Raw genomic sequence first — 25,336 nt, 5'->3', positions numbered from 1 at the left:
AATTAAAGCGAGGAGTGACAAATATGTTCGATAAAAATTTTGCATTAACAGATCAAGTAGCCGTTGTAACTGGCGGGGCAAGCGGGATTGGTCGGGCAATCGTGGAGCTGTTCTTCGAAAAAGGCGCGCGTGTCGTGCTCGTTGATATCAAGCCAGACGTAGCCGAAATCGCGCAACAAATCGGTGGGGCAAGAGCGCTAGGCATCCAAGCTGACATTACGAAAAAAGAAACCGTAGAACGCGTGATGGCAACCGTTTTGGAGCAATTCGGTAGCGTCGATATCGTGGTGAATTCAGCTGGCATCGCGCTTCTCGAAAAAGCTGCGGATCTACCCGAAGCTTACTGGGACAAGACAATGGAGCTGAATCTGAAAGCCTCGTTCCTCATCGCGCAAGCAGCAGGAAATGTGATGATCAAACAAGGCCGCGGCGGAAAAATCGTCAATATTGCCTCTCAAGCATCCGTCGTTGCGCTCGATAAACACGTAGCTTACTGCGCGAGTAAAGCCGCGATCGTTTCGATGACGCAAGTTTTGGCGATGGAATGGGCGCCTCACAAAATCAATGTGAACGCGATTTCACCGACCGTCATCCTGACCGAACTCGGCAAAAAAGCATGGGCCGGAGAAGTTGGCGAAGCGATGAAAAAACAGATTCCGATTGGCCGTTTTGGCTATCCAGAAGAAGTCGCAGCCTCAGCATTATTTTTAGCAAGCGACGCCGCGAACCTAATCACCGGTGAAAATCTAGTGATCGACGGCGGTTATACCATTCAATAAAAGGAGGACGCATATGTCACTCATGGATCAACAAATGATAAAAACGTTACGCGTGCTATCGATGGACATGGTCGAACAGGCGAACTCAGGGCACCCAGGCCTACCGATGGGCGCGGCACCAATGGCTTTCACACTATGGAAAAATCATTTAAAATTTAATCCGGCGCATCCGAGCTGGTTCAACCGCGACCGCTTCATCCTCTCGGCAGGCCACGGCTCGGCACTACTTTACAGCCTGCTTCACGTTTTCGGCTACGATGTCAGCAAAGAAGACCTGCGTAACTTCCGGCAAAAAGACAGCGCCACGCCAGGTCATCCCGAATTTGGCCACACGCCCGGCGTCGACGCAACAACTGGCCCACTGGGTCAAGGCATCGCGATGGGTGTCGGAATGGCGATGTCAGAAGCGCATCTTGCCGGGATGTTCAACAAGGAATCCCACGAAGTCATCGATCACCACACGTACGTTTTGTGCGGCGACGGTTGCTTGATGGAAGGCATTTCCTACGAAGCAAGCTCACTCGCCGGCCATCTGCAACTCGGAAAACTCATCGTGCTCTACGATTCCAACGATATTTCCCTAGACGGCGAACTCTCGCAAAGTTTTTCCGAAGACATCGATTTGCGTTTTCGCTCGGCAGGCTGGCAAACGTTGCGCGTCCCCGATGGAAATGACGTCGAGGCCATCAACAGCGCCATTCTCCTAGCGAAAGCCGAGACTAACAAACCGACCTTGATTGAAATTAAAACGGTGATTGGCGACGGAAGTCCGAGCAAAGCAGGCACAGCCGCAGCACATGGCGCGCCACTAGGCAAAGCAGAAATCGCCCAAATCAAGAAAAACTACGGCTGGGAATTAGAACCTTTCGAGCTACCAAAAACGGTCGGCTATCAAAAAGACTACTATTTATCTAAAGGAAACCACCGTGAATCGAAGTGGCTCCAAGCGTTCAACAAATACAGAAACGACTACCCAGAAGAAGCGGAGAAATTGCAACGCCTCATCGACAATCAAGAAACCGCGGATCAAGGACTCGTTTTACCTACCTACACGACGGACGATGCGCCAGTGGCAACACGAGACGTTTCTGGTACACTTTTAAACGAGCTAGCGCCTCAATTACCAAGCCTATTTGGCGGTTCGGCTGACTTGTCATCTTCCAACAAAACGATGCTTAAAAACAGCGGTGACTTCCTCGCTAACCATTACGAAGGCAAAAATATCTGGTTTGGCGTCCGCGAGTTTGCGATGGGTGGAATTTTGAATGGAATGGCTTTGCACGGCGGAATCAAGCCATATGGCGCGACCTTTTTCGTATTCTCAGACTACTTAAGGAGCGCGATTCGTTCGGCAGCTCTCATGAATCTTCCAGTAACATACGTGATGACGCACGATTCGATCATGGTTGGAGAGGACGGCCCGACACACGAGCCAATCGAGCACCTGGCCTCATTCCGAGCGATGCCGAACTTGGTCGTTTTAAGGCCGGCAGATGCGAATGAAACGGTTGCGAGCTACAAATACGCGCTAACACAACAAGAAAACCCAGTTATGCTCGTGCTCAGCCGTCAAGCGTTACCAATCTTGCCGACCACAGACACGAAAGCCGCGACAGACGTCGAAAAAGGCGCATACATCCTAGCCGAATCGCCGACCGCAACGACAGACATGCTCCTAATCGCAACTGGTTCCGAGGTTTCCTTAGCGATGGAAGTCCGCGAACGCTTAGCGACAGAACAAATCGGCGCCCGTGTCATCAGCATGCCGAGTTGGGAATTATTCGAACGCCAATCCGCGGACTATCAAGAAGCCGTCCTTCCAAGCGAAATCACACACCGAATTGCGATCGAAATGGCTTCATCCCAAGGCTGGCACAAATACGTCGGTGACCAAGGCAAAATCATCGCCATCGATACATTCGGAAAATCAGGTCCAGGCCCAGAACTCGCCGAAGACTTCGGTTTCTCCGTTGAAAAAATAGCAGATCAAATTTTGGCGACACTACAAAAGAATTGAGCAAAGAGAGTCTGAGCGTGGCGCATGCTTGCTTAGACTCTTTTTCATTTGCCAGATACTACAATTATTGGTAGGCATGTGGTAAAATGAAAGTGTGATTTATTGAAAGCAAATAGAAGGAAACGATGAATTACACTATTATATGAAAAAGTAGGTGAAAATCCATGTTCGCAAATCAACGTCGAAGTGAGATTTTACATAGGGTGCAAGAACAAAAAACAGTGTCCGTCAACGAGTTGAGCGAGAAGCTAAACGTCTCCGCAGCAACCGTTCGGGCCGATTTAAATGCCATGGAGAAACAAGGATTACTCACACGAACACACGGTGGCGCCATGATGAAAGAAAAAGACGACATCGACAAAAAATACGCCGTCCGCGAAAAGAAACACCGCTCCGAGAAACAACGCATTGCCGCCGCGGCTTTTGAATATATCGAGAACGACCAATGCATCATACTCGATGCCAGCACGACCTGTTTTGAACTCGCGAAATTCATCAAAGAATCGACGAAACGCCTAACGATTGTGACGAGTGGCTTAACGACAGCCACGATGCTAAAAGAAAATCCGAATTTGACAATAATCATCATCGGCGGCATTGTCCGTAGCGGTTCCAACTCGATTGAAGGCCTGATTGGGCACGAATTATTGAAGAAAGTAAACGTCGACATCCTATTCACGTCAGCATATGCCCTGAACGCATCGGACGGCTTAACCGATTTTAGCCTGTATGAAGTCGAACTCAAGCGCGAAATGGTTGCAACCGCCCGAAAAACAATCGCACTCGTTGATAATAGCAAACTCGGAAAAAGCTCCATCGCGACTTTTGCGAAAATAGAGGATATCGATGTATTAGTGACAGACCAAGTATTATCCGCTGAATTGGCATCCTGCTTGCAGTCTATAAATGTAGACATTGCGAACTAACATGTGATTCGATTCACTACAAAAAATAGTCTGGGACATAGCCGAAATAAATCGGCGACAAGCGCTCGCATTCAGGGGATTTGGCGGACTTCCGGTTCTGCTACGCTTAACTTCTTGCATGGTCGAGGAAACTACCCTCTCCCTGCTTTCAGTCATCACATACACCAGTATGCTCCGCTTTGTTGGGACTGTTCGACATGCAATGAGTTACAGTCCCAATATAAGCGTAAACAAAGTGAACGGTTAATCCTATCAAAATCCCCAGAATACAAACGCTTTCGCTCGATTTGTGTAACGCATTATTTTCGTCTTACCCCAAAATAAGGGTCAGGCGATTTTATTTTGTTTGGAGTTATGTCCCAGATATTTTTAAATATCAAAAACTAACTGCGAAACCTTGTCCCAATCCGTCGCATTCGGCTGTCTAGAACACGTATACGTCACGCAGTCAAAATGCTCATAACGCTCCTTATAATTCTTCACCAAAATATCCACGTCAAACTCCTTAATATAGTCATTCGTCACACGCTGATTCGACAAAAACGTCATTTTCGTGTTACTCCCCACAATATTCGCCGCAAAAATTTGAAGATAATTCAAATATGCCGTCTTCCCATCAAACGAAAACAAAATATGCTTCTTTTTCCCGTTATTCTTATTATTCACATACAGCGTAAACATGGTCAGATTAACGCTTACATCATCGATATGCGCGATATGCTGAAGCTCAGGAACCGCATTCCCCCTCAAAATATCATACCAAACCTCGAAAATATTCCCATGATTCTTCTTAATTGAAGCGTTCACCTCAAAGAAATTTTTCTGAAAAAGCGGTGAGAGTCTACTCAACAAAATAATATTACGCAGGAAAAACACAAAAATACTCAAAGACGCCTCATCCGGCTCCTCCAACCCATTCCGAACAAAATACTCCCGCACCATCGCGAACAAATTTTCAATCAACGTCACATTTTCCATATTCACGATCCCACTCGAAAACTGCTCCGTATACACATAATTATCCAACAAAATAAAATCCAAAAACAGCATTTCATTTCGGTTCACATCCGCATCAGAAGAAAGAACAAGGCCCAGCACCTCAACGGCTAATTTTTCAATCGATTTATACGTCATCGGCAACTCCTGCTGCTTCAACTGCACATCATCACTAATCTGAATATATTGCCGCAACTCAAGCCGCTTCGTGATCACCATAATCCAATACAGCACACTCCGATGACTCACATGCCCCTCCAACTCACTATGCTCCATAATATACTGAAAACTCTCTTCAAACAGATTAAAAACCCGCTTATCCGGCCTAAAATTCTGCGACACATCATCCGTACTATAGAAGAAATAATGAAAGAAATACCGAATATCCACCTCGCGTCCCTCAATCGCAACCGGCGACAACTGCAACTTCAAATGAAAATCCGCCAAAATCTCCTTAAAATGATTCAAATACCGGTACAACGTCGACGTCGAAATAAACAACTCATCCGCCCACTCATCAATATTCAAATACCGCCCCTCAAAAATACTTTTTGTAATCGCAAAAAGCGGCGACTTCTCAGCCAATTCAGCCAAAACAAAATCCACAAGCTCATTATCATCAATTTCCAGCATCGAAGCAGAATGTCTAATAATTAACTTTTCCTCCATACTTTCAATTTCCTGCACGTCCCTTTTTAACGTTCGCAATGACGTATTGAGCGTATCTGATATTTCATCCAACGTAATCGCATACCTAGCCTTGGCGACCTGCTCAATCAACAAAATTTGACGATGGACTTTTTTATCAGGTATTAACCGCAAACAAAAATGATTCATAAGCAACCCCCTCATTTCAAAAACGCCCAAAATTTAGGCAAAATAAAATGGCGATGACAAGCAAATTCCCATAAAATAAAAGTATCCCCAGTGAGACATGACGCATTTTAAACGCCAACTTTTCTATTCTTTTCCCCTAATGCCACTTTTTAATCTGTTAACCCCTCAAAAAAACTAACTGTCACAAATAATTCACAATTTAGAGCATAGGACCATTTTTTCAGGTAACAAACGTCAAAAATAATATGACATACTATTAATCATAAGGAGGTTGTGTATTTGGGTCAAAATAATCTATATTCCAGAGAAATGATCAAACAGGAATTCAATCAACCTAAACTTTTTAAATTATTAGTAGAAAACACATTCTTTCATATTGAAAAAATAAATATGACGTTCAAAAAGAATACGACTATTCCTTTATATCAAGACGATACAGAATATGTATACTACATTTGCGACGGGATTGCCAGTGTAAGCATAACGGACGAAGTGTTCGAATTCAAGGGCCCTTCCGAATTTATTGGCCTTTCAGATAGCATGATAAATACAAATAATGAAGATTTCAAAGTAACAACAATCACCGAAACAATCATTTGGCGCTTCCTAAAAAGTGATGTTATCGCAAAAATTATGAGCACACAAGAAGGCTATCTTTTTCACTATTTGAGCATGTTGGATCAATACAGTTTATTCACAAAGAAGCTCATGACGATGAAAAAAACACATAAAGAGCGCGTTTTTATAGCTTTGCAAGAAGTAGGGAAAAAGTTCGGCACACCCACCAACCGTTCTGATTACGTGAAAATTCCTCCCGTCTTTACACGGAATCTCATCGCGCAATATGTAGGGATTGGACTAACAAAGCTGAGCGATAGTTTGCTAGCCTTGCAAGAGGAAGACCTTATCCAGATGACCAGTAAACGTGAAATTATATTAGAAATAGAAAGTTTAATATAAAAATCAGATAATTTATTGATAGCTATTAGGAGGTGAGATATGATCATGAATGGTTCCTACCACCTACCTATATCTGAGGAACAGGTAATCGCGCAACCTCTATAAAAAAGCGAATAAGGACGTAGGTGGGGCGCTCATTCTGAGTACAACATATAAGGAGGTGATGGGCAAGGGGCCGCCCACTATGGAATACCAGTATAAAAAGTAATCAAACACAAAGGAGAATGAAAGTAAATATGTTAAATAATAAAATGAAAAAAGCAGCAAGTATTGTAGCTGTAGCAGCACTACTCGGAACATCGGTAACGACACCACTAGGAGCACTAACTGCCAAGGCGGCAGAATCACAGTCGCAACCAAGCACATTAGCGGTGCTTAACCCAAACTTATTAAGCCAAGATCTTTCTATCTCAGCCACGAATAATAAAAAATTAGCAGCGAACTGGAATCTAACATCTGGTGCAGATTATACAACGCTAGGATATGAAACTGGTAGTAGTCCAGGGGTAAGAGCGACAGATGCATCAGGTACTTTATTTCAAATAAGTAATGTGGACGGAGTTATGCAAACTACTTTTAAAGCTGGAAAAAATGCTTCTGTATCTCAGACAATCAATACAGAAATCGGAAAAGAATACACATACACGTCCCTGTTCTATCTAGATCAAAGCGTCGGTCCTGGTCCGACTAGAACAATGGTAAATAGAAATATTACGTTACAGATTAATGATTTGGCACCTAGAACATTGATTGGTTTAAATCAGGGAATCCTCAATGGTTATGAAGGTACTTTTAGCTTCGTGGCAACATCAACAAAAACAAACATCACACTAGCTTCTACTGGAACTGCTTCTACAAGAGATTATAAAGTATTCCAAGCTACGCAAAGCATTACGAAAAGTGCTAACCAAATGCAACAAGATGCCATTGCACAGGCTCAAAAAGCACAAGAGGCGGTTAATAATTTATTTAGTGGAAGCGACCCAGCCAATGATATTAAAGCTGGACTAACACAAGAGGAAATCAATGCAGCACAAGAGCTAATTAACGATGTAACAGATAGCTCGTTGCAAACGAAATTACAAAGCAGTCTAAATAAAGCGCAACAACAATTAATTGCTCGTGATAATGCAGAAAAAGAAGCACAAGAAAAAGCACGCGAAGCAGTAAATAACTTATTTGAGAATAAAGATCCGAACGGTAATATTACAGGAGTTGTGACACAAGGCGATATCGACAAGGCGCAAAATTTAGTGAATCAAGTAACAAATGAAACCGAAAAAGCAGCACTCCAAAAGGACTTGGATAACGCGAAGAAACAATTGACTGAGCGTATGGATGCAGAAAACAAAGCGCAAGAAGCAGTAAACAACTTGTTTGAAAATAAAGATCCACACGGTGATATTACAGGAAATGTAACACAAGAAGACATCAATTCAGCGCAAGACTTAGTGAATGAATTAACAGATGCAACGAAAAAAGCAGAGCTCCAAACAGCATTGGACGACGCAAAGCAACAATTGACTGATCGCATAGAAGCTGCCGAGAAAGAAGCGCAAGACAAAGCGAACGAAGCAGTAAATAATCTGTTTGAAAACAATGATCCAAATGGTGACATCACTGGGAATCTAACACAAGACGATTTGGATAAAGCACAAGATTTAGTCAATAAAGTAACTGACGAAACGAAAAAAGCAGAACTTCAAAAAAATTTGGACAAAGCAAAACAACAATTAACAGATCGTAAAGAAGCTGCGGAACAAGAAGCGCAAGAAAAAGCGCGTGAAGCAGTAAACAACTTATTTGAGAATAACGATCCAAACGGAAACATTTCAGAAAGCATGACACAAGAAGACATTGATAAAGCAGAGGATCTAATCAACAAAGTAACAGATGAAACGTCAAAAGAAGCACTTCAAAGCGACTTAGATAAGGCAAAACAACAACTAGCAGACCGCACAAACGCTGAAAAAGAAGCAGAAGATGCAGCTAAAGCAAGCGTGAGCGATCTATTCTTAAATAATGATCCAACAAAAGATATTAAAACGACAACGAACCAAGCAGCAGTTAACGCCGCACAAGATAAAGTAAACGCAGTGACTGACCCAGCGCTAAAAGCAACACTTCAAAAACAAGTAGATAAAGCGCAAGCACAAGTTTCAGCAAGAGTTGGGATTACAGGAGCCATTACAAAATACACAGTTGGTGACATGTACATCACTGGAACATATACTGGCCCAGCAACAGCTTTGAGCGTCGATGTCAATGGTAAACGTTACTACGGCGGGGATATCGCTAATGGTACTTTTAAATTCTACGTAGCAGACAAAAATCTAAAAGCCGGCGATGTTGTGATTGTGAATTTCTACGACAGCAGTAAACAAATCAGAACGTCTGTACAGGTACAAGTATATGAACCATTAAAAGTAACTGTGGCAGACTATAAAATTGGCGATGGCTATCTAACAGGAACGTATAACAACAATGTAGCCAAGGTTGGTTTAGTAGTCGACGGCACGAAATATTGGGGTGGAACTGTTGCTAACGGCACAGTTAGATTCTACGCAGCCGATAAAATTAGAACAGCAGATGCAGAAGCAATCATGAATTTCTACGATGAAAACAATACTGATGGACTTCATCCTAATGACGAAGGACAATATTTTATTGGTAACTCTGTGGCTACTTGGCTGAATAGTGTTTCGCATTATTAAAAGAGGAGAAACCCGCAACCCTACATTTTGACTAACCTTCAAAAGTGGCATAACATAGAATATAAATGTTACTGACACATCACAAAGGTGGTCCTAAAAAATGAAAACAAGCCAAACCGAAATACTCGGAGATCTCTACAATCTGCTGCTAAATCCAGCCACTCGCGACTGGGAACGTGCTCAATTGCGGGTGGCAAAGACGGCGATTGATGATGGTGCGCATTTTGACGATCAGATTGCGAAGCTTGAGGCGTTGTTGCGTCCATTGGCCCTAAGAGATAACTTGACGCCAGACGTGACCGATTTTTACTTAAAAATCACGGATGATCCTCTGGCTGGTAGCTCCTTCGATTTGTCTATCCATTACGAACAAGATGGTCCACATCAAGCGCGCGCGATTTTTGCTGGTGGTTGTTTTTGGTGTATGGTGGAGCCGTTTGAGACTAGGCCTGGAATTATTTCGGTGATATCGGGCTATACTGGTGGTCATATGGAAAATCCGACGTATGAGCAAGTGGTTGGTGGTTATACGGGGCATGTCGAAGCGGTGGAGATTATTTTCGATACGCAAATTTGGAGTTATAAAGAGCTGGTCGAACTTTACTGGCAGTTGACTGATCCGACTGATGCATTTGGCCAAATGGCGGATCGTGGTGACAGCTACAGGCCTGTTATTTTCGTGGCAAATGAGGAACAGCACCAAATCGCGGAGCAGTCGAAGCGAGATTTAGCGGAGTCGGGGAGATACAAGCATCCAATCGTGACAGCTATCGAACCAGCTACGACCTTTTGGCCAGCTGAAAATTTCCATCAACAATTCTATCAGAAAAACCCGAGAAGATACAAGAAACTCAAGCGTTCGCGCCAGCAGTTTTTAGCGTTTCAGCGGATGCAAACGAAATGGCGGCGTGGATGGAAGATATGGGGAAAGGATTAGAAGGGAATATCCGATAAAAACATGAATAAAGCGTACAAAGACTAGTAAGGTTATTGTGGTACTCTCTCTTACTAGTCTTCATACATGTATTTGCATGTCAAAATTTTGAAGCTGCAGTTTATCCTGATATAACGAATTATACTCCTCCTTCCAAATTTATTTTCTCGCGGAATTTATCTTGTATAATCGTTGTTAATTCTGCCCATCTTTCCATGTTTCTAGTTGAATCTAGGTAAAATACGTGTTTATCTGGTTTGGCTTTCTCAAGCGTATCCGTTACAATAATATCTGCTTTTGAGTAGTCGCTAGTAACGGAAATATTAATATTATTATACAGCGAAGATAGGCGATTTTTGATGACATAAATAGCGGTAAAATCCTTTGTCATTTGTAAATAAATCTTGATTTTAGGACTTCTTTCGGAATGCAATAAAGAATGCAAAAGATTACATATCAATTCTAGGTGGCTTTCATCATCTATGATAGGAGAAAGTGTCTCTCTTATAGCATCGGCCATAGCATCTTTCTTTGGTAAATAAATGACCAGCTTTGGGATATATAGTTCCACAAAACTGAGAAATGCGTTGCCAATTAAATTATAGGAAGAGATAATAAGTGACAAATAATAGATATACATATATTCTTTTTCTTTGGATAAAACTAAGGAAGTTAACGTAGAAAATCGCGTATAAATTTGCTTCGAAAGCACACAATAAGGGTGTTTTTGGACAGAAAAAGTTTTACCGAGCTGGATTTTTTGTTCCCTCTGAATAATATCTGAAATAAAAATTCTAGAAAGAAAATTAAAAACAAGTATTTCATTTTTTTTGTTAATTAAGCTCAGGTTACCAAACCCATTTTTGTGAAAAATTAACGCAGCATCAAAATTTTCTGTGATCAGCTCAAAAAAGGATAAAAGCTCTGGAGAATTAGGGTTTTCAATGAAGTTTTGTTCCTTTATTCTAGTATGAAGAACGGCATAAAGAATATAGAGAGACCTTTCTTTTGTATTAGATCTCTGATGAGCGGTTTGTAGAACTTCTGGAGGAACGGTGGATTTAATTTCATCGATACATATATTGGAAAAAGGCCATTCTAAATCTTGAAAAGAATCTTGCAAAAATATGTAGGAGAAGAGCCTGATAAATATTTCATTACCCTCAAGATAAACCCTGTTATCAGAGACAATTATTTTAATATTATATGGTTTCAAAAATGTATTTAATTTGTACGTTAACTTAGTAAAGTAGCTCTCTGAAATAAATAATAACTCGATTATCTCTTGTTTCTTAATAACGGATCTTGTTGTAAGTAAAACAGCATAATTGAATATAACTACCTGCTTCAGCAATTTTAATTTCAAAATATAAGAACATTCCACGGCTTGTTTCTCATACTGCCGTTTCACCCGAATAGTGCCAGTGTTGTCTGATGAAATGAAGTCCTTCATTTTTAGATACTGTTCAAAAGATTGATTGATTCTAACCACATTTGATTTTACAGTTTGCTTAGAAATACCTAAAGATGAGGATATATCCCTTAGCGAAGTATTCTTTTTTTTGATGACAAAGAATAAAATATTTAGCTCTTTTTGCAAATAGACTGGAATCAAAATAATACCTCCTCATTGCTATGTACAATTAATATCTAGCGCTAAACATTAATTGTACATACAAAGTCTCGTTTAATAATGTTACTATAGCAGAGTAGGATAAAGTTGTAAAATAAACACTTGTGTCAAAATATTACAAAAAAGCTAGCGACCAATGTACTTTACGACATCTTCTGGAGCAGCTACATAAGATCTAACAATAAAATAATATCATTATTCCTAATTTTTAAATAAAAATAGGCTATAAAAAATAATCGGAGGTTCGAGATGAAGAAATTTTTAAAAATAGGTATCGTTATGATGTTAATTTTTCCGCTTTTCACGTTTGTACTACACCCTGAACTAGCCCATGCAGCGATGGAGCAAAGAGTCGAACAAGCGAAAAATGAGTCAAAAGCGAAATTAACAGAAAATGTAAAACGAATTATTCAAGAGAACTCAGAACAGCGTATCCATACAGTCACAACACCGCTAACAGATAAATTTTCCTATAGGGGAGGAGAATCCACAAAGTATAGTGAGGGAGGCCCGACGTGGAAAAAAGAAGCCTATGTCATTAGTATGAACCCCATTTATTCTACAGTCGGTGTCGATACTAGCTTACTATCCATCGACTACAAGCGCCCAGGAAACGGAACGACTAACACAAGTCCAAGCTCCATATCGATTACTGCGAAAACAAATAAGAAAATCGACACCAGTTTTTTGCTAGAAGTTCGTAGCGTTTATACAGTATGGCACACATTCGAACGGGAAGTTTTTTGGGGAAGTTCAGAACAAACCTTGTATTCCCAAGATGTATTAGATAAACCGATATCTATCAGGGTACATGTCACAAAAGATAATGAAGAAGGAGCAGTAAAGGTATCTTACGTCGATGTGGATACAGGAAAATCGATCATGGTGGAAAGTGTCTTACACGGAAAAATTGGCAATCCCTACAATCAAGATGTTCAAAAGGACTACATAGCTAAAAAAGAATACATTAAGAATCAACATTACAATTATGTAGGTGAAAAAAATACGATGGGAAATTATCGAGATGGAGAAGTTAACGCAGAATATCAATTTGAAAGAGAGCCTGGTGGAAATGCGACAGTAAATCACGTTAACGCAGAATCCACTTTAAATGAGAAGCAACGGGAGGCATTTGGAAGCCCGACGCCTGATATCCTGACAGGCAAATATGGCGACACGGTAACCGCGAAAGCCAAAAATATGGTGCATTACGAAACACTCGATGGTAAAGAGGAGATGAAGATAAAGCTAGATGAAAAAGCACAACAACAAACGTTTAAGTACAAACTCAAGCAAGCAAAGCCGTTGATTGTAAAATATGTAGACGAAGATGGGAACCCCATTCCAGGAGTCGATAATAAAATAATAACTGGAAAATGGGGAGACCAATATACGGTGACGCCACGAGAAGAAATTCCCTTTTATACGCTTATAGATAGCGGTGAAAAGAAAGAAGGCTATTTGACAGATGATGATCAAGAAATCGTCTACCGATATAAAGTATCTGAGGGCGCTCCGGTAGTTGTCCATTACGTGGATGAAAAAGGTAAAACGATTCATGAAGACAAGAAGTTATCAGGCCTAAAATATGGTTCCAGGTTCAAAGAAAAAGCCATCAATATACAACATTATCGACAAAAAAAAGATGAGATTAGCGGCCAAGTAACAGATAAACAACAAGAAATTACATTTGTTTATGAAAAAAATGATGGTAAACCTGTGATTGCGCGTTTCAAAGATGATAAGGGCAGACTAATACACGAGAGCTACTTAATGTATGGAAAACATGATGAGGCATTCGATGGGTCTGAAAAAAACAAAGCCATTCAAGATATTTTAACGAAATTAAAGAGCGAACATTTTACACTGCAAGACGTTCAAGGCAACCCAAGTGGGAATTTTACCGATGATAGTGACGTCCAATATTCAAGTGAACTCACGTACTCCTTGAAAAAAGACGATGCTCCCGGCCAAGTAAAAGTACGCTTTAAGGATAAAAATAATCAAAAAGACATCGCCTCAGAAGAAATCTTAACGGGTAAATATGATGAACGATACTCCACAATGCCTAAGTTCATAAATGGCTATCATTTGGTTTATATACCAGATAATACATCAGGAACTTTCGGCGATAAGAGCAGTGAAGTAAGCTATCTTTATGAGCCCGATATTGGCGGTACCGTCGAATTACATTACATTGACAAGGATACAAAAGAGGAAATAAGTCCAGTAGATGTTAAAAGCGGAGGGGTGGGTCAAGCGTATGATTTTGAACCTAAAAATATAAATCGCTATGAATTATCAGACATACCCGATAATGCAAAAGGAACGTATCCTGATCCCAACCAAACAATCAAAGTCTACTATTCTTATACGAAAGCCAAAGCGAAACCAGTGCATGTTATCTACCAAAATAAGGAGGGTAAGGTGCTAGCGAAAGAAGAGTTGGATGGGGTTGATAAAAAATGGGGCGATTCTTTTGAGACAGAATTAAAATCATTTACAGGATACGAGTTGAAGGAGATTACCCTTGATGGCGTACGAGTTTCCGAGGGAAGCGGTGTATTCGATGATGCAAAAGAGCAAACTGTTATTTACAGTTATGACTGGAAGAAAGCGGCTCCGGTGTACGTACAATATATGGATGATGATACACAAAAAGAAATAGGATTACAAGATGAGATATTGGATAAGAACGCGATTTTTGGAGACCCTTTTGAGAGTAATATGAAAGATATACCGGGATATATTTTTCAATCAGGAGATTTAAATGGCCAGACACAGGAGGGAAATAGTATTGCGGGGAAATACACAGATCAGGCGCAACGGATTACGTATCACTATAAGAAAGACAAGACGAACATAGTTGTGAAAGATTCCATTGTTTATGTTGGCGGAAATTGGACTGCCTCTGACAATTTTGAAAGTGCATCAGATAAAAATGGTGATCCGCTCGAATTTCAAAACATGCAAGTCTCAGGGCTGGTTAATGTCAATAAGGAAGGGACTTATCGAATCGAATACGCTTACGAAGGGATGAAAAAAACGGCTTATGTAACGGTGAAATCGAATAAAGAAAGTATTGTAGCTCCAACTGTAGATAAGAACGGAAAAGTATTAAAAGATGCTGCAATCAAGGAGAAAGTTACAGGAAAAAAAGAGAATAAAAATGTAGTAACTAGCTATACAAGCAAGATAAACATGGGCGTATATGGAAACATTGATATGAGAATGCAACCTAAAGATAACCAAGCAAAAGTGCAAGCAGCTAAGCTTCCAAAAACAGGAGAAACAACGAATCAAGTAGCTCTATTAATTGGTGCACTGATGGTGATTGCCGGTTTGATTGCTCTGTATGTTCGTAGACTTGGAAAATTATAAATGATATAAAAACCGCTAAAAATCAGGTTCGATTTTTAGCGGTTTTTATATTAGCGGTAAATCTTATTTCTCAATCCCAGTCTGGCTGGTTGTTTCATCACCGACAATCGTATTTTGATACATTAAATAATACGCGGCGGAGGACCAGCTGAAGTTTTTCGTGCTTAGACCGTCACCGGTAAGCGGATCGTAGTTTTCGTGAATCGGTCCGTTGCCCATCAAGCCGTTCGCGTGATTAAATAGATTTTTCGAAAGGAAGGTTGCGTCGGACTTATAACCGTAATTTTGCAAGGCTTCGACTCCGAATAATGCTTGATCGAGCCAAACGGGGCCGCGCCAATATTCTGTTGCGCTGAAACGCGGGTTGTCTTTGGACGCAGTAGGAAACGGCATGTACGTGTTGAATTTATTTGGAGAAAGCATGTTTTCACGGACGCTTGCTGCTTTGTCTTTGTCGGATAGATTTGCCCAAAGTGGAATCCAGCCTTCTGTGCCTTTGCCGCGATTTACAAGCAGTTTTGTTTTGGAGTTATCGTCGTTGATTTGCAGGTCGTAATAGAAACCGGTGTCTTTGTCGTACATATTTTTTTCGATGTAGGTTTGTACTTTTTCGGCTTCTTTTTTGTATTTATCCGCGTCGTCTGTCTTGCCGAGCTCTTTTGCCATCGAGACTAAAAAGCCTTTTTCAGCGTATAGGTAGGCGTTTAAATCGACGGATTCTTGGTTGATGGAGTAGCCGATGACTTTATCTGCGCTATCTTTATTCTCAAAAACGAGCACGCCGGGATCATTTTTCCCAATGCCATCTTTGTCAAAACGGACAGCGTTATCCATACCACTTTCCCAAGCTGCGGCCTCGATAACGGCTTCATCATTCAGCTCATAATTGCCGTTTGCATCCTTGATATTCTTGTCGTTCGCGTCTTTTTTCCAGTTGGCGTCACTGACCATGCTGCCGTACTCCGCGATGCCGTTTTTGTTATGGTCGCGGTTCGTATACCACCAATCGTGATAAGCGACGAGCTTCGGATACATTTCTTTGAGGAAGTCTTTATCTTTTGTCTCCGTATAAATATTCCAAACTGCCCACGCGGAAAGTGGTGGCTTCGAATTGCGCTCATTCCAGTTTCCACCGTCCCCGCCGCGTTCTGGTGTTTTATTGTAGAAAATGGCATCAATAATCGCGCCGGAATCTTGTGGCAAAATCGGATCATCTTTCTGAATTTGATAATCGAATAGGGCACGCACGCTATTTTTCGCCAGTTCTGGGTTGAATTGCACTGTCGCGACGGCTTCTTTCCACGAATCCCAAGACCAGAGTCCGATAAACCATTTATAGGACATCGACGGAACAATGCCATCATGCTGAATCGCGCCAGCCGGACTGCGCCAGTTTGTTGTCAGCGTTTCGATTGTTTTCACGGCCGCATTTTTATATTCTGGATGGTTTTCGTGTGTCTTCTCAGCAAATGTTTTGTCTAAATAGCCTTGCCAGCGCTTGTTGTTATCTTGGAAAAGTTGATCTTGGTCCGCGATATACGAATCCCAATTGGCTTTTTCCGTCTGCAATTCCTTATCGGTGAACGTGTAACTTTCCACGGCATATGTCGCAAAATCCTTGCTCGGGTCAATCGTAATCGGATTTTTTGCCTTCGATGTATATGTATTCGCAGCCACATCATTCGTAACTGGCATGTCATGATAGATCGAATATTTCGTTTGTGTCGTTGAGAAGAACGTCCACATTTCTCTTATAGTCGGAAAATTGACTTGGACACCATTTGGCGTGGATTCAAGCGTTTGCTTCAAGTCGATTTGATTGCTGCCATCATTCAATTTATTAAACAAAGTCCCTTGCCACGAAAGCGATAAGTGAAGCGGTTTTTCCGTTTTATTCGTGATATTTGTTTTCACAAGCGCCGTCCGATTACTCGCAAAAATCAAGTCCAATTGTAACGTCAAATCATCGAGCTCATACGTTTGAACTAATTTGCCTGGATAGTATGCAAAATCGGTACTTGCTTTACTCAAATCATACGTTGTTTTCGTGTCATCATTCGCAATTTGGATTTTATCAAATGTTTTCGCTAAATTCGCCGGATACTCCTCAGCAAGGATGACCGGGCCAGCAAAACCGCCAAGTATTTCAGGTGTATTCCCATCAGGCAAATAATAACCGTGCCAAGCGCCTAAATCAGCGAAATTATTAAAGCGGTTGGTATCATAATTCCCATACATATTTTCTGTGGGATTTGCCGAGATATCAATCAGATTCTTAAAATTCGAGACTTCTGATTTTGGCGCCTTCTCGACCAATTCTGACGCCTGTTCCTGCTTTTTGTCTTTATTCCATACGTTAAAACCAGTGATTCCAGCTACGATCAGCAGGATAACACCTAAACCAATGAACCAATAACTCTTTTTCATTTCATACCTCCTGAGTATTTCTATATTTGTGATAACGCTTTCAAATAACGATACAAGTATAACTGATTTTTTGTAATAATGCTAGTTCCTGCGAATTTCCCTTAAAAATGGGAGTTCCAGTAGTTTATTTTTAAATATGAATAATCAGAATAATTAGATATAAAACGGATAAATACGCCTATTTTTTCTTTTTTTGTAATAGCCCAATTTGATAATGCCCACATGTTACATTTAGATTAAGAAAGCCAACCAAGATAGAGAGCAAGCCAATAAAGGCAAAATTATATAGGAGGTATACGATGCAAACATTCATAAATTTTCTATTAGATGATGAATTCCCAACTATCAAAGGTGAGCAGATAACGTTAAAAAGAGGCGAACAATTATTGCTAGAAGATGCGGGGAACAAGCCGCAATACGTATTCGGTATTTCAGAAGGAATTGCAGCGATTAAGAGCGAAGAAACCATCCTTGAATTCATTGGGACAGACCAGTTCATCGGGCTTTACACAGATGGAAAAGCAACCTTGCACGGTGAAATCGTATCTAAAGAAGCAACTGTTTGGAAATTCGAACTAAAAGATGTCCTATCAAAAGTAGCGCAAAATAAAAATGGTCTGCAACTTTACAACAAGCATATCACACATATCCAAGAAAATTTATTGAAAAAAAGCAGTATCATGATGCTGAACAAGTCGAACAGATTGCTCCTATCTTTAAGAATGCTCGCATCAAGGTTCGGTGAAGTTTCAGAGGATAAAGGTGTCATCAGACTTCCACAAGATTTCACTAAAAAAATATTAGCCAATTATACGGACATCAAATTAGCGACACTTACAGGAACGTTAAACAAGTTAAATGAGGAGGGGAAAATTATTCATGGCAGACGCGTGTTACTTATTTCTAGCTAGACCGAAAGCACTCTTAACAGTCGATAAAATTCAAAATCGGGAGGTTAAATTTTGACTATAAACAAGCTCTACAATATCGAAGCAATCAAACGGGATTTTAGTTTAGGAAAATTGTTATCCATATTACTAGATGATGAGGTCTACCCGATCAGGAAGCAAAAACTAGTCTTTGAAAAATCCGAAATATTTTACATGGAAAATGAGGAGGATTCGTATGTTTTTGCGATTGAGAAAGGTATCAGCTCGGTCTTTATAGGCAATCAACTCGTAAACTTTGTCGGGGCAGGAGAGTTTATTGGCTTGCATTGTGAAGGTAGTACGGACGAAACCAGATTTAGCGGGAGTGTCATATCAGACGAGGTTGTTGTCTGGCGATTCCATTTTCATGATGTACTAGCTAAGATAATGAATATCCAGGAAGGCTACCTATACCACTACAACTACATGATTAGCATCTATCCTATTTATTTAAATAAGATTCTGGCGATGGGAGCAGACGTTGAAGAAAGAGTATTCGGATTTTTAGAAATAATAGCTGATAAATTTGGAGAAGAAGATGGTCCTTTTGTTAAAATTCCGAGCTTTTTCACGAGAAAACTATTGAGCGATTATATAAACGTGAGCCGTATGACGCTTAATACAACGATAAAGCGACTAGAAGAGAGGGAGTTAGTCAAATTAGACGATCGGCTAATCTGTGTACGGATGCCAATGTCTTAGTCAGTCGCACGGTAAATCTAGTCTTAGAGAAGCACCATAAAGCAGGTTGGTGCCTCTTTAAGACTTACATAGAAAGAATTAAATGATGAATATTATCCCAATCTTTTAAGGAAGGGTGTCTGGCCGTATTATAGTAGGCACAATCGAATGTTTGCGATGTTTCTTTATAATTCGTAACAACCAAATCGACATGCAGCTGTTTCGCCAAATCATTGGTAATATGTTGATTAGAAATGAAAGTCATCTTTTTATTACCACCAATAAAATTACCAACAAATACTTCTAGGTAGTTAAGATAAGCCGTTTTTCCATCGAATGAAAAAAGAATATGAGAAGTATGCTGCAATGTTTGACTATTGGCGTAAATTGTAAATAACGTTAAGTTAGCACAAACATCTTCCATGTGGTGAATATTTTTGAACTCAGGAATACTACTCGAAGAAACCTTATCCATCCATTGTTTAAATAAAGCATAATGCGTGGACTTGACAAATTGGTTTACCTCGAAAAAATTCTTTTGAAAAAGTGGTGTTAGCTCAGATAACAAAAGGATATTCCGGATATAGAACACGAAAATATAAAGCGTATCATCACTCGGCTTTTCCAACCTGGCATCTACAAAAAAGTCGTTCACAAGCGCGTGCAATTCTTTGGTAAGGAAAGGATAAAGCCGTTCCTCGATTGGCCCTGCGACGCCTTCTTTATAAATGTAATTATCCAAAAGCAACATATCCATAAAAGCAATTTCATCTTCCGTTATATTCGATAAGCGTACAGTTGTAATAATTTCATGCGCCAGTTTAGCAATATACTCATAGGTCAATGATTGCATCTGCTTCTCTTTTATTTCTTCACTAATCACGACATGGTGGCCTTGTTCTAGTCGTTTATTCATAACCATTATCCAATAAAGCAAGCTACGATGCTGAATATAGCCTTCAATATGCGTATTTTCAATAAAGTAGTTATAGTTTTTCTCAAAAATATCAAATAATTCCTGACCAGGTCGATATTTTTCTGAAATGTCATTTGTACTATAGAAAAAATAGAAAAAGAAATAACGAATATTTACCTCAGAACCTTCTATTTTAACGGGATAATACGACAGCGTGAGATCGAAATCTTTCAATATTTTTTTGAAACCATTCAGATAGCGAGTAAGAGCAGACGAAGATATAAACAACTCATCCGCCCATTCGTTTACGTCTAAGAATATTTCTTCAAAAATATTTTGAATGATTATAAAAAGAGGAGACTGTTCTGAAATTTCGCTTAACAAATCATCAATAAGGCTATGGCTCTCAATCTCATATCCGACTGCTCTATGTTGAATAATGAAGTCCTTATCAACGGTACTGATTTCTGAAATGTCACGTTCCAGCGTACGAACTGAAATATCGAACTCATTCGCGATTTCTTCCAGAGAAATAGGATATTGAGAGGCATAAATTCGCTCCACCAGATGAAGTTGCCGACGAATTTTCTTATCCGCTATAATATTTAGGCAAAATTGATTCATAAATAAAACTCCTTAGAGTAACAAATTTCATATCAAGGAATAGCTACCATAAAGATTCAAGAAGGAGCATCTTACCTACGTGTCAAGTATAGATAAATGTAAGGGAATATACAAATATAATGTGATTTTTAAATATGTTTCAAAAATAATAATATTCAGTTTACAATGTTTTTTTTGTCATACAAATCGACAAAGTAGAGTTGTGAGCGAATATTGGATGCGATAAGATATTAGCATGCGAGCAGAGATTTACATAAAAATAAATGATATATAGAAGCTAGAAAGGAGAGATATCATGTGCTACAGAATTATTTTCCCTATATGCTTTTTATCAATAGCAAGATATCTGCGTTCCGAAAGAATAAATAGGGTGACTCAAATCTAGTAGATAGAGCCGTTAATTAAAAGCCACGGAACCAAAACGAAATGTATAGGAGTGAAGTCAATTTTATGAAAAAAATGAAAAAGTTATTAACCATGTTAATGATAACAGTTATCACACTCACAGTGATTCCCTTCAACTTTAGTTCTGCCAGCACGAATCACGGTTCAAACCTCATCACGAGTGTGAGTTTAGATAAAACGACAGTTAATTTTAGCGAGAAATTTCAAGTTAACTATACCTGGGCTATTCCAGATGGTACGGTAAAAGCAGGCGACACGATGATTGTGAAGATGCCTGCCGAGTTAAAACTAGAAGCTGGTCTTGACTTCGATCTAAAAGATGCACAAAGGAATATTGTAGGGAGAGCGCAAGTAAATCCAACAACGAACGAAATCACAGTAACGTTCACTGACTACGCCGAATCAAGAACGAACGTACATGGCGATATGCGAGTCTGGGTCCAATTAGATAGATTTACAAATATACCTGGCGAAACGACCACCATTAACTTCCCAACAAAAAATGGTGAAGTACGACTAGGAATTACTGTTCCAGATAACGGAACAGTAGGACCGCCAACAACAGAAGTACCAGCCAACGTATTGGGCAAATGGGGCCAGGTAGATGCGAACGATCCAACGCTAATCAACTGGAATGTACTCATCAATTACGATAAGTTAACGATTCCAAACGCTGTGTATACAGACACAATTGCTGCTGGTCATACTTTTGTACGTGACTCTTTAGTGGTTTATAAGGGAGATACGGATGGTCAAGGAAATCCGAGACCTGCTAATAAATTATCAGATACAGAAACGGCCAACATGTTAAAAAGTCATAGTGCTGAAGGGTTCCAATTAGAGTTAGGTTCAATTAATCAAACGGTATCTGTGACATACCAAACAAAAATGACGAATCCTACCACAGGGCAAGTCTATAGAAACGAAGCGAAATTGACAGGGACAGATGTAAGTGAAAATAAGGAATCAGAAGTAAAATACTTTGGTGGTGATGGATCCGGAACTGGCGAAACACCAGATCCAACAGGTAGTTTAGAGCTTATCAAACGTGATGCATCAAATCATGCGAATCGTTTAGAAGGAGCCGAATTCCGATTAACAAGCAATAATGGTGAAGCAGCGCGTACGATTACAACCGATGCTGCCGGGCGTGTAGAAGTAGGAAATCTACCACTAGGAACCTACACTTTGGTTGAAACAAAAGCACCAACAGGCTTCGAGCTAGATGCCACGCCGCGCACATTTGAAATCACCGCAGATAATCATACGACTATTCAGACCATAACAATAGATAACACACCAACACCAGATCAGCCACCGACACCAGATCCAACAGGTAGTCTAGAACTTATAAAACGCGATGCATCAAATCATGCGAATCGTTTAGAAGGAGCCGAATTCCGATTAACAAGCAATAATGGCGAGGCGGCGCGCACCATCACAACAGATGCTACAGGACACGTGGAAGTAGGGAATCTGCCACTAGGAAACTACACCTTGGTTGAAACAAAAGCACCAGCAGGTTTTGAGCTAGATGCGACCCCACATACATTTGAAATCACAGCAACAAATCATACCAGCGTCCAAGTAGTCACGGTAGATAACAAACCATTAATAGTGGAACAGCCAGATCCAACAGGTAGCGTACAACTACGCAAAGTCGATGCAACAGCTACCAACAAGACATTAGCCGGTGCTACGTATCACTTGCTTAACGCCGCTGGGACACCCATTAAGACGGTAACGACAGAAGCCAACGGTACGCTGACAATCAATGATCTTGCCCTTGGAAAATACAGTCTGGTTGAAATGACAGCCCCAAGCGGTTATATCCTGGATAAAACACCCATCGCCTTCGAAATCACAGAAGCTAATGCAGGCCAAATGATCACACTGACGCATAAAAACACAAAAATCGACGTACCAGAAATCCACAAAAATGTCGCAGCACACCAAGCATTTGACTGGAACATCATGGCTCAACTAGAAGGCGCACCAACGACAGCTAGCCAATCACTAGAACTAACAAACCGCGACGATTCATTCGTCTGGAATGTAGACACGAAGTTTGGCAACAACACAGCGACATGGACAAAAGCCGTATTAACCGATCAGATCAACGACCTTTTAGAGATTGAAAACATTCAAATCACAGACGCACAAGGCAACGATGTGACAGGAAACGGCACACTCACAGAAGAAAACAACCTAATCACATTCACCATCAACAAGAAAAACAACAGCTACGCGTTCCTATCGGGCCAAACGTACACGATGAACATCCAAACAAAAATCAAAGAGGGCGTAACAGACGAGCAATTAGCACCATTCATCCAAGAAGGCGGGATTCCAAACCAAGCAGAATTAGCCTTCAACAATAACGGTAAAATCGTATCAGACATTCCAAAAGTAACACCACCACCAGTGAATCCAGAAATCAGTAAAGACATCGAAGGCAAAGACCACCTAGAGCTAGCGAACCGTAACGATGCATTCGACTGGAATGTCCACACAGCATTTGGTAACCAAACAGCAAGCTGGAACCAAGCGATTATCACAGACCAAATCAACAACTTACTAGCGATTGAAAAGATTCAAATCACAGATGAAGACGGCAACGACGTGACAGAAAATGGTACGCTAACAGAAGAAAACAACCTGATTACCTTCACAATGAACAAAAAAGACGACAGCTTTGCGTACTTGGCAGGCCACACCTACACGATGACTGTGACAACAACCATCAAAGAAGGCGTAACAGATGAGCAACTAGCCCCATTCATCCAAGACGGCGGGATTCCAAACCAAGCAGACCTAGCGTTCGGTAACGAAGGCGATATGATCCAATCGGAAATCCCAACGGTAACACCACCACCAGTGAACCCAGAAATCAGCAAAGACATCGAAGGCAAAGACCACCTAGAGCTAGCGAACCGTAACGATGCATTCGACTGGAATGTCCACACAGCATTCGGTAACCAAACAGCAAGCTGGAACCAAGCGATCATCACAGATCAAATCAACAACTTACTAAGCATTGAAAAGATCCAAATCACCGATGAAAATGGCAACGACGTAACGGAAAACGGCACCATCACAGAAGAAAACAACCTGATTACCTTCACAATGAACAAAAAAGACGACAGCTTTGCGTACCTGGCAGGCCACATCTATACAATGACTGTGACAACAACGATCAAACAAGACGTAACAGACGAGCAATTAGCCCCATTCATTAAAGACGGAGGTATTCCAAACCAAGCAGACCTAGCTTTTGCGAACGAAGGCGATATGATTCAGTCAGAAATTCCAACGGTAACACCACCACCAGTGAATCCAGAAATCCACAAAGACATTGAAGGTGTACAGCATGTAGATTTAGCGAACCGTAATGATGCTTTTAAGTGGAATATCCACACAGCATTCGGTAACCAAACAGCAAGCTGGAACCAAGCCATCATCACAGACCAAATAAACAACGTACTAGCGATTCAAAGCATCCAAATCACTGATGAAAATGGCAACGATGTAACAGAAAATGGCACCATCACAGAAGAAAACAACTTGATTACCTTCACGATGAGCAAAAAAGACGATAGCTTTGCCTATTTGGCAGGTCACACGTATACAATGATAGCGGCAACAACCATCAAAGAAAGCGTGACAGATGAACAACTAGCGCCATTCATCCAAGACGGTGGGATTCCAAACCAAGCTGATCTAGCGTTCGGTAATAAGGGCGACAACATCCGGTCAGAAATTCCAACAGTGACCCCGCCAAACCCGGAAACACCAGTGACAGTAACACCAGGAAATCCAGAAACACCATCGAAAGTAACGCCAGTCTCGCCAATAAAAGAAACACAAATCAACAAAGAAACATCACCCCAAAAAGCGAGCAAGATACCAAGTCAACCAGAAAAAACAGCAGAAATGAAAGTCAGCAGAGCAAAAAATAACGACAACGCACCAACACCTACGAACACCCTACCGAGTACCGGTGATGCATTAGAATATATCTGGATTCTATTAGGAGCAATAATCCTCCTCATCCTAGGAGCAGTAGTTGTTAGACAACATAGAAAAGCTGATTTTAATACTAAATAAATGTAACACTGATGTAACAAGCGCATGATATCATGTTAGTACCTCTACGGAAAAAATCATTCCGTTCTTA

The 25,336-nt window shown here is 40.7% G+C and carries 14 protein-coding genes and 1 pseudogene; 11 read left to right on the top strand and 4 right to left on the bottom strand.

What is annotated here, in order from left to right:
* Nucleotides 1–23 precede the first annotated feature (23 nt).
* The 3 genes from EP58_RS13630 (at nt 24) to EP58_RS13620 (ending at nt 3,722) form a co-directional block, all read left to right on the top strand.
* Nucleotides 24–779: an SDR family oxidoreductase gene (locus EP58_RS13630; protein WP_036094290.1), complete on the top strand. Its 756-nt coding sequence runs from the start codon at nt 24–26 to the stop codon at nt 777–779.
* Nucleotides 780–792: 13 nt separating this feature from the next.
* Entirely contained in the window at nt 793–2,796 is a 2,004-nt protein-coding gene (gene tkt, locus EP58_RS13625) for a transketolase (protein ID WP_036094288.1), read from the top strand.
* A 164-nt stretch (nt 2,797–2,960) separates the two neighbouring features.
* Complete coding sequence (locus tag EP58_RS13620; protein ID WP_036094286.1) at nt 2,961–3,722, top strand: DeoR/GlpR family DNA-binding transcription regulator; 762 nt, start codon at nt 2,961–2,963, stop codon at nt 3,720–3,722.
* Nucleotides 3,723–4,091: 369 nt separating this feature from the next.
* Here EP58_RS13620 and EP58_RS13615 read toward each other — a convergent pair whose 3' ends face one another.
* Nucleotides 4,092–5,555, bottom strand: a complete 1,464-nt coding sequence (locus EP58_RS13615; protein WP_036094284.1) for an AcpB/EbpR/MafR family transcriptional regulator — start codon at nt 5,553–5,555, stop codon at nt 4,092–4,094.
* Between the two features lie 279 nt (nt 5,556–5,834).
* Between EP58_RS13615 and EP58_RS13610 the strand changes: the two genes are divergently transcribed.
* The 4 genes and pseudogenes from EP58_RS13610 to msrA all read left to right on the top strand — a co-directional run bounded on the left by EP58_RS13610 (nt 5,835) and on the right by msrA (nt 10,166).
* Entirely contained in the window at nt 5,835–6,515 is a 681-nt protein-coding gene (locus EP58_RS13610) for a Crp/Fnr family transcriptional regulator (protein ID WP_036094283.1), read from the top strand.
* 224 nt (nt 6,516–6,739) lie between these two features.
* Nucleotides 6,740–9,229 carry a toxin Cry1Ac domain D-VI-related protein gene (locus EP58_RS13605; protein ID WP_141087957.1) on the top strand — a complete coding sequence of 830 codons (2,490 nt, stop codon included), beginning with the start codon at nt 6,740–6,742 and terminating at the stop codon, nt 9,227–9,229.
* A gap of 100 nt (nt 9,230–9,329) precedes the next feature.
* Nucleotides 9,330–9,545, top strand: a pseudogene (locus EP58_RS17720) (bacteriocin immunity family protein); the annotation flags it as partial.
* Between the two features lie 42 nt (nt 9,546–9,587).
* Complete coding sequence (gene msrA, locus EP58_RS17715; protein ID WP_255410898.1) at nt 9,588–10,166, top strand: peptide-methionine (S)-S-oxide reductase MsrA; 579 nt, start codon at nt 9,588–9,590, stop codon at nt 10,164–10,166.
* 136 nt (nt 10,167–10,302) lie between these two features.
* On the opposite strand, the gene EP58_RS13595 is transcribed toward msrA, so the two are convergent.
* On the bottom strand, nt 10,303–11,778 hold the full coding sequence (locus EP58_RS13595) for a helix-turn-helix domain-containing protein (RefSeq protein ID WP_036094278.1): 1,476 nt from the start codon (nt 11,776–11,778) through the stop codon (nt 10,303–10,305).
* A 267-nt stretch (nt 11,779–12,045) separates the two neighbouring features.
* Here EP58_RS13595 and EP58_RS13590 point away from each other — a divergent pair, with 267 nt between their 5' ends.
* Nucleotides 12,046–15,177: a MucBP domain-containing protein gene (locus EP58_RS13590; RefSeq protein WP_036094277.1), complete on the top strand. Its 3,132-nt coding sequence runs from the start codon at nt 12,046–12,048 to the stop codon at nt 15,175–15,177.
* Nucleotides 15,178–15,240: 63 nt separating this feature from the next.
* On the opposite strand, the gene ygjK is transcribed toward EP58_RS13590, so the two are convergent.
* Nucleotides 15,241–17,604: an alpha-glucosidase gene (ygjK, locus tag EP58_RS13585; RefSeq protein ID WP_036094276.1), complete on the bottom strand. Its 2,364-nt coding sequence runs from the start codon at nt 17,602–17,604 to the stop codon at nt 15,241–15,243.
* 299 nt (nt 17,605–17,903) lie between these two features.
* On the opposite strand from ygjK, the gene EP58_RS13580 reads away from it, so the two are divergent.
* Nucleotides 17,904–18,515 (top strand): Crp/Fnr family transcriptional regulator, encoded by a 612-nt coding sequence (locus EP58_RS13580; protein ID WP_036094274.1) that lies wholly within the window; start codon nt 17,904–17,906, stop codon nt 18,513–18,515.
* A 51-nt stretch (nt 18,516–18,566) separates the two neighbouring features.
* A complete protein-coding gene (locus tag EP58_RS13575) occupies nt 18,567–19,235 on the top strand; it encodes a Crp/Fnr family transcriptional regulator (RefSeq protein ID WP_036094272.1) in 669 nt (222 codons plus the stop codon).
* 64 nt (nt 19,236–19,299) lie between these two features.
* Here the strand turns inward: EP58_RS13575 and EP58_RS13570 are convergent, their stop codons facing one another.
* Nucleotides 19,300–20,754, bottom strand: coding sequence for an AcpB/EbpR/MafR family transcriptional regulator (locus EP58_RS13570; RefSeq protein WP_036094271.1), 1,455 nt, complete (start codon nt 20,752–20,754; stop codon nt 19,300–19,302).
* Between the two features lie 450 nt (nt 20,755–21,204).
* Here EP58_RS13570 and EP58_RS17060 point away from each other — a divergent pair, with 450 nt between their 5' ends.
* Nucleotides 21,205–25,266: a SpaA isopeptide-forming pilin-related protein gene (locus tag EP58_RS17060; protein ID WP_052171457.1), complete on the top strand. Its 4,062-nt coding sequence runs from the start codon at nt 21,205–21,207 to the stop codon at nt 25,264–25,266.
* The last annotated feature ends 70 nt before the right edge of the window (nt 25,267–25,336 follow it).

Source organism: Paenilisteria newyorkensis, assembly GCF_000766145.1.
In the GTDB taxonomy this organism is placed as follows: Bacteria; Bacillota; Bacilli; order Lactobacillales; family Listeriaceae; genus Listeria_A; species Listeria_A newyorkensis.
The sequence above is the reverse complement of the archived record's forward strand: the minus strand, read 5'-3'. Positions and strand labels throughout refer to the sequence as shown.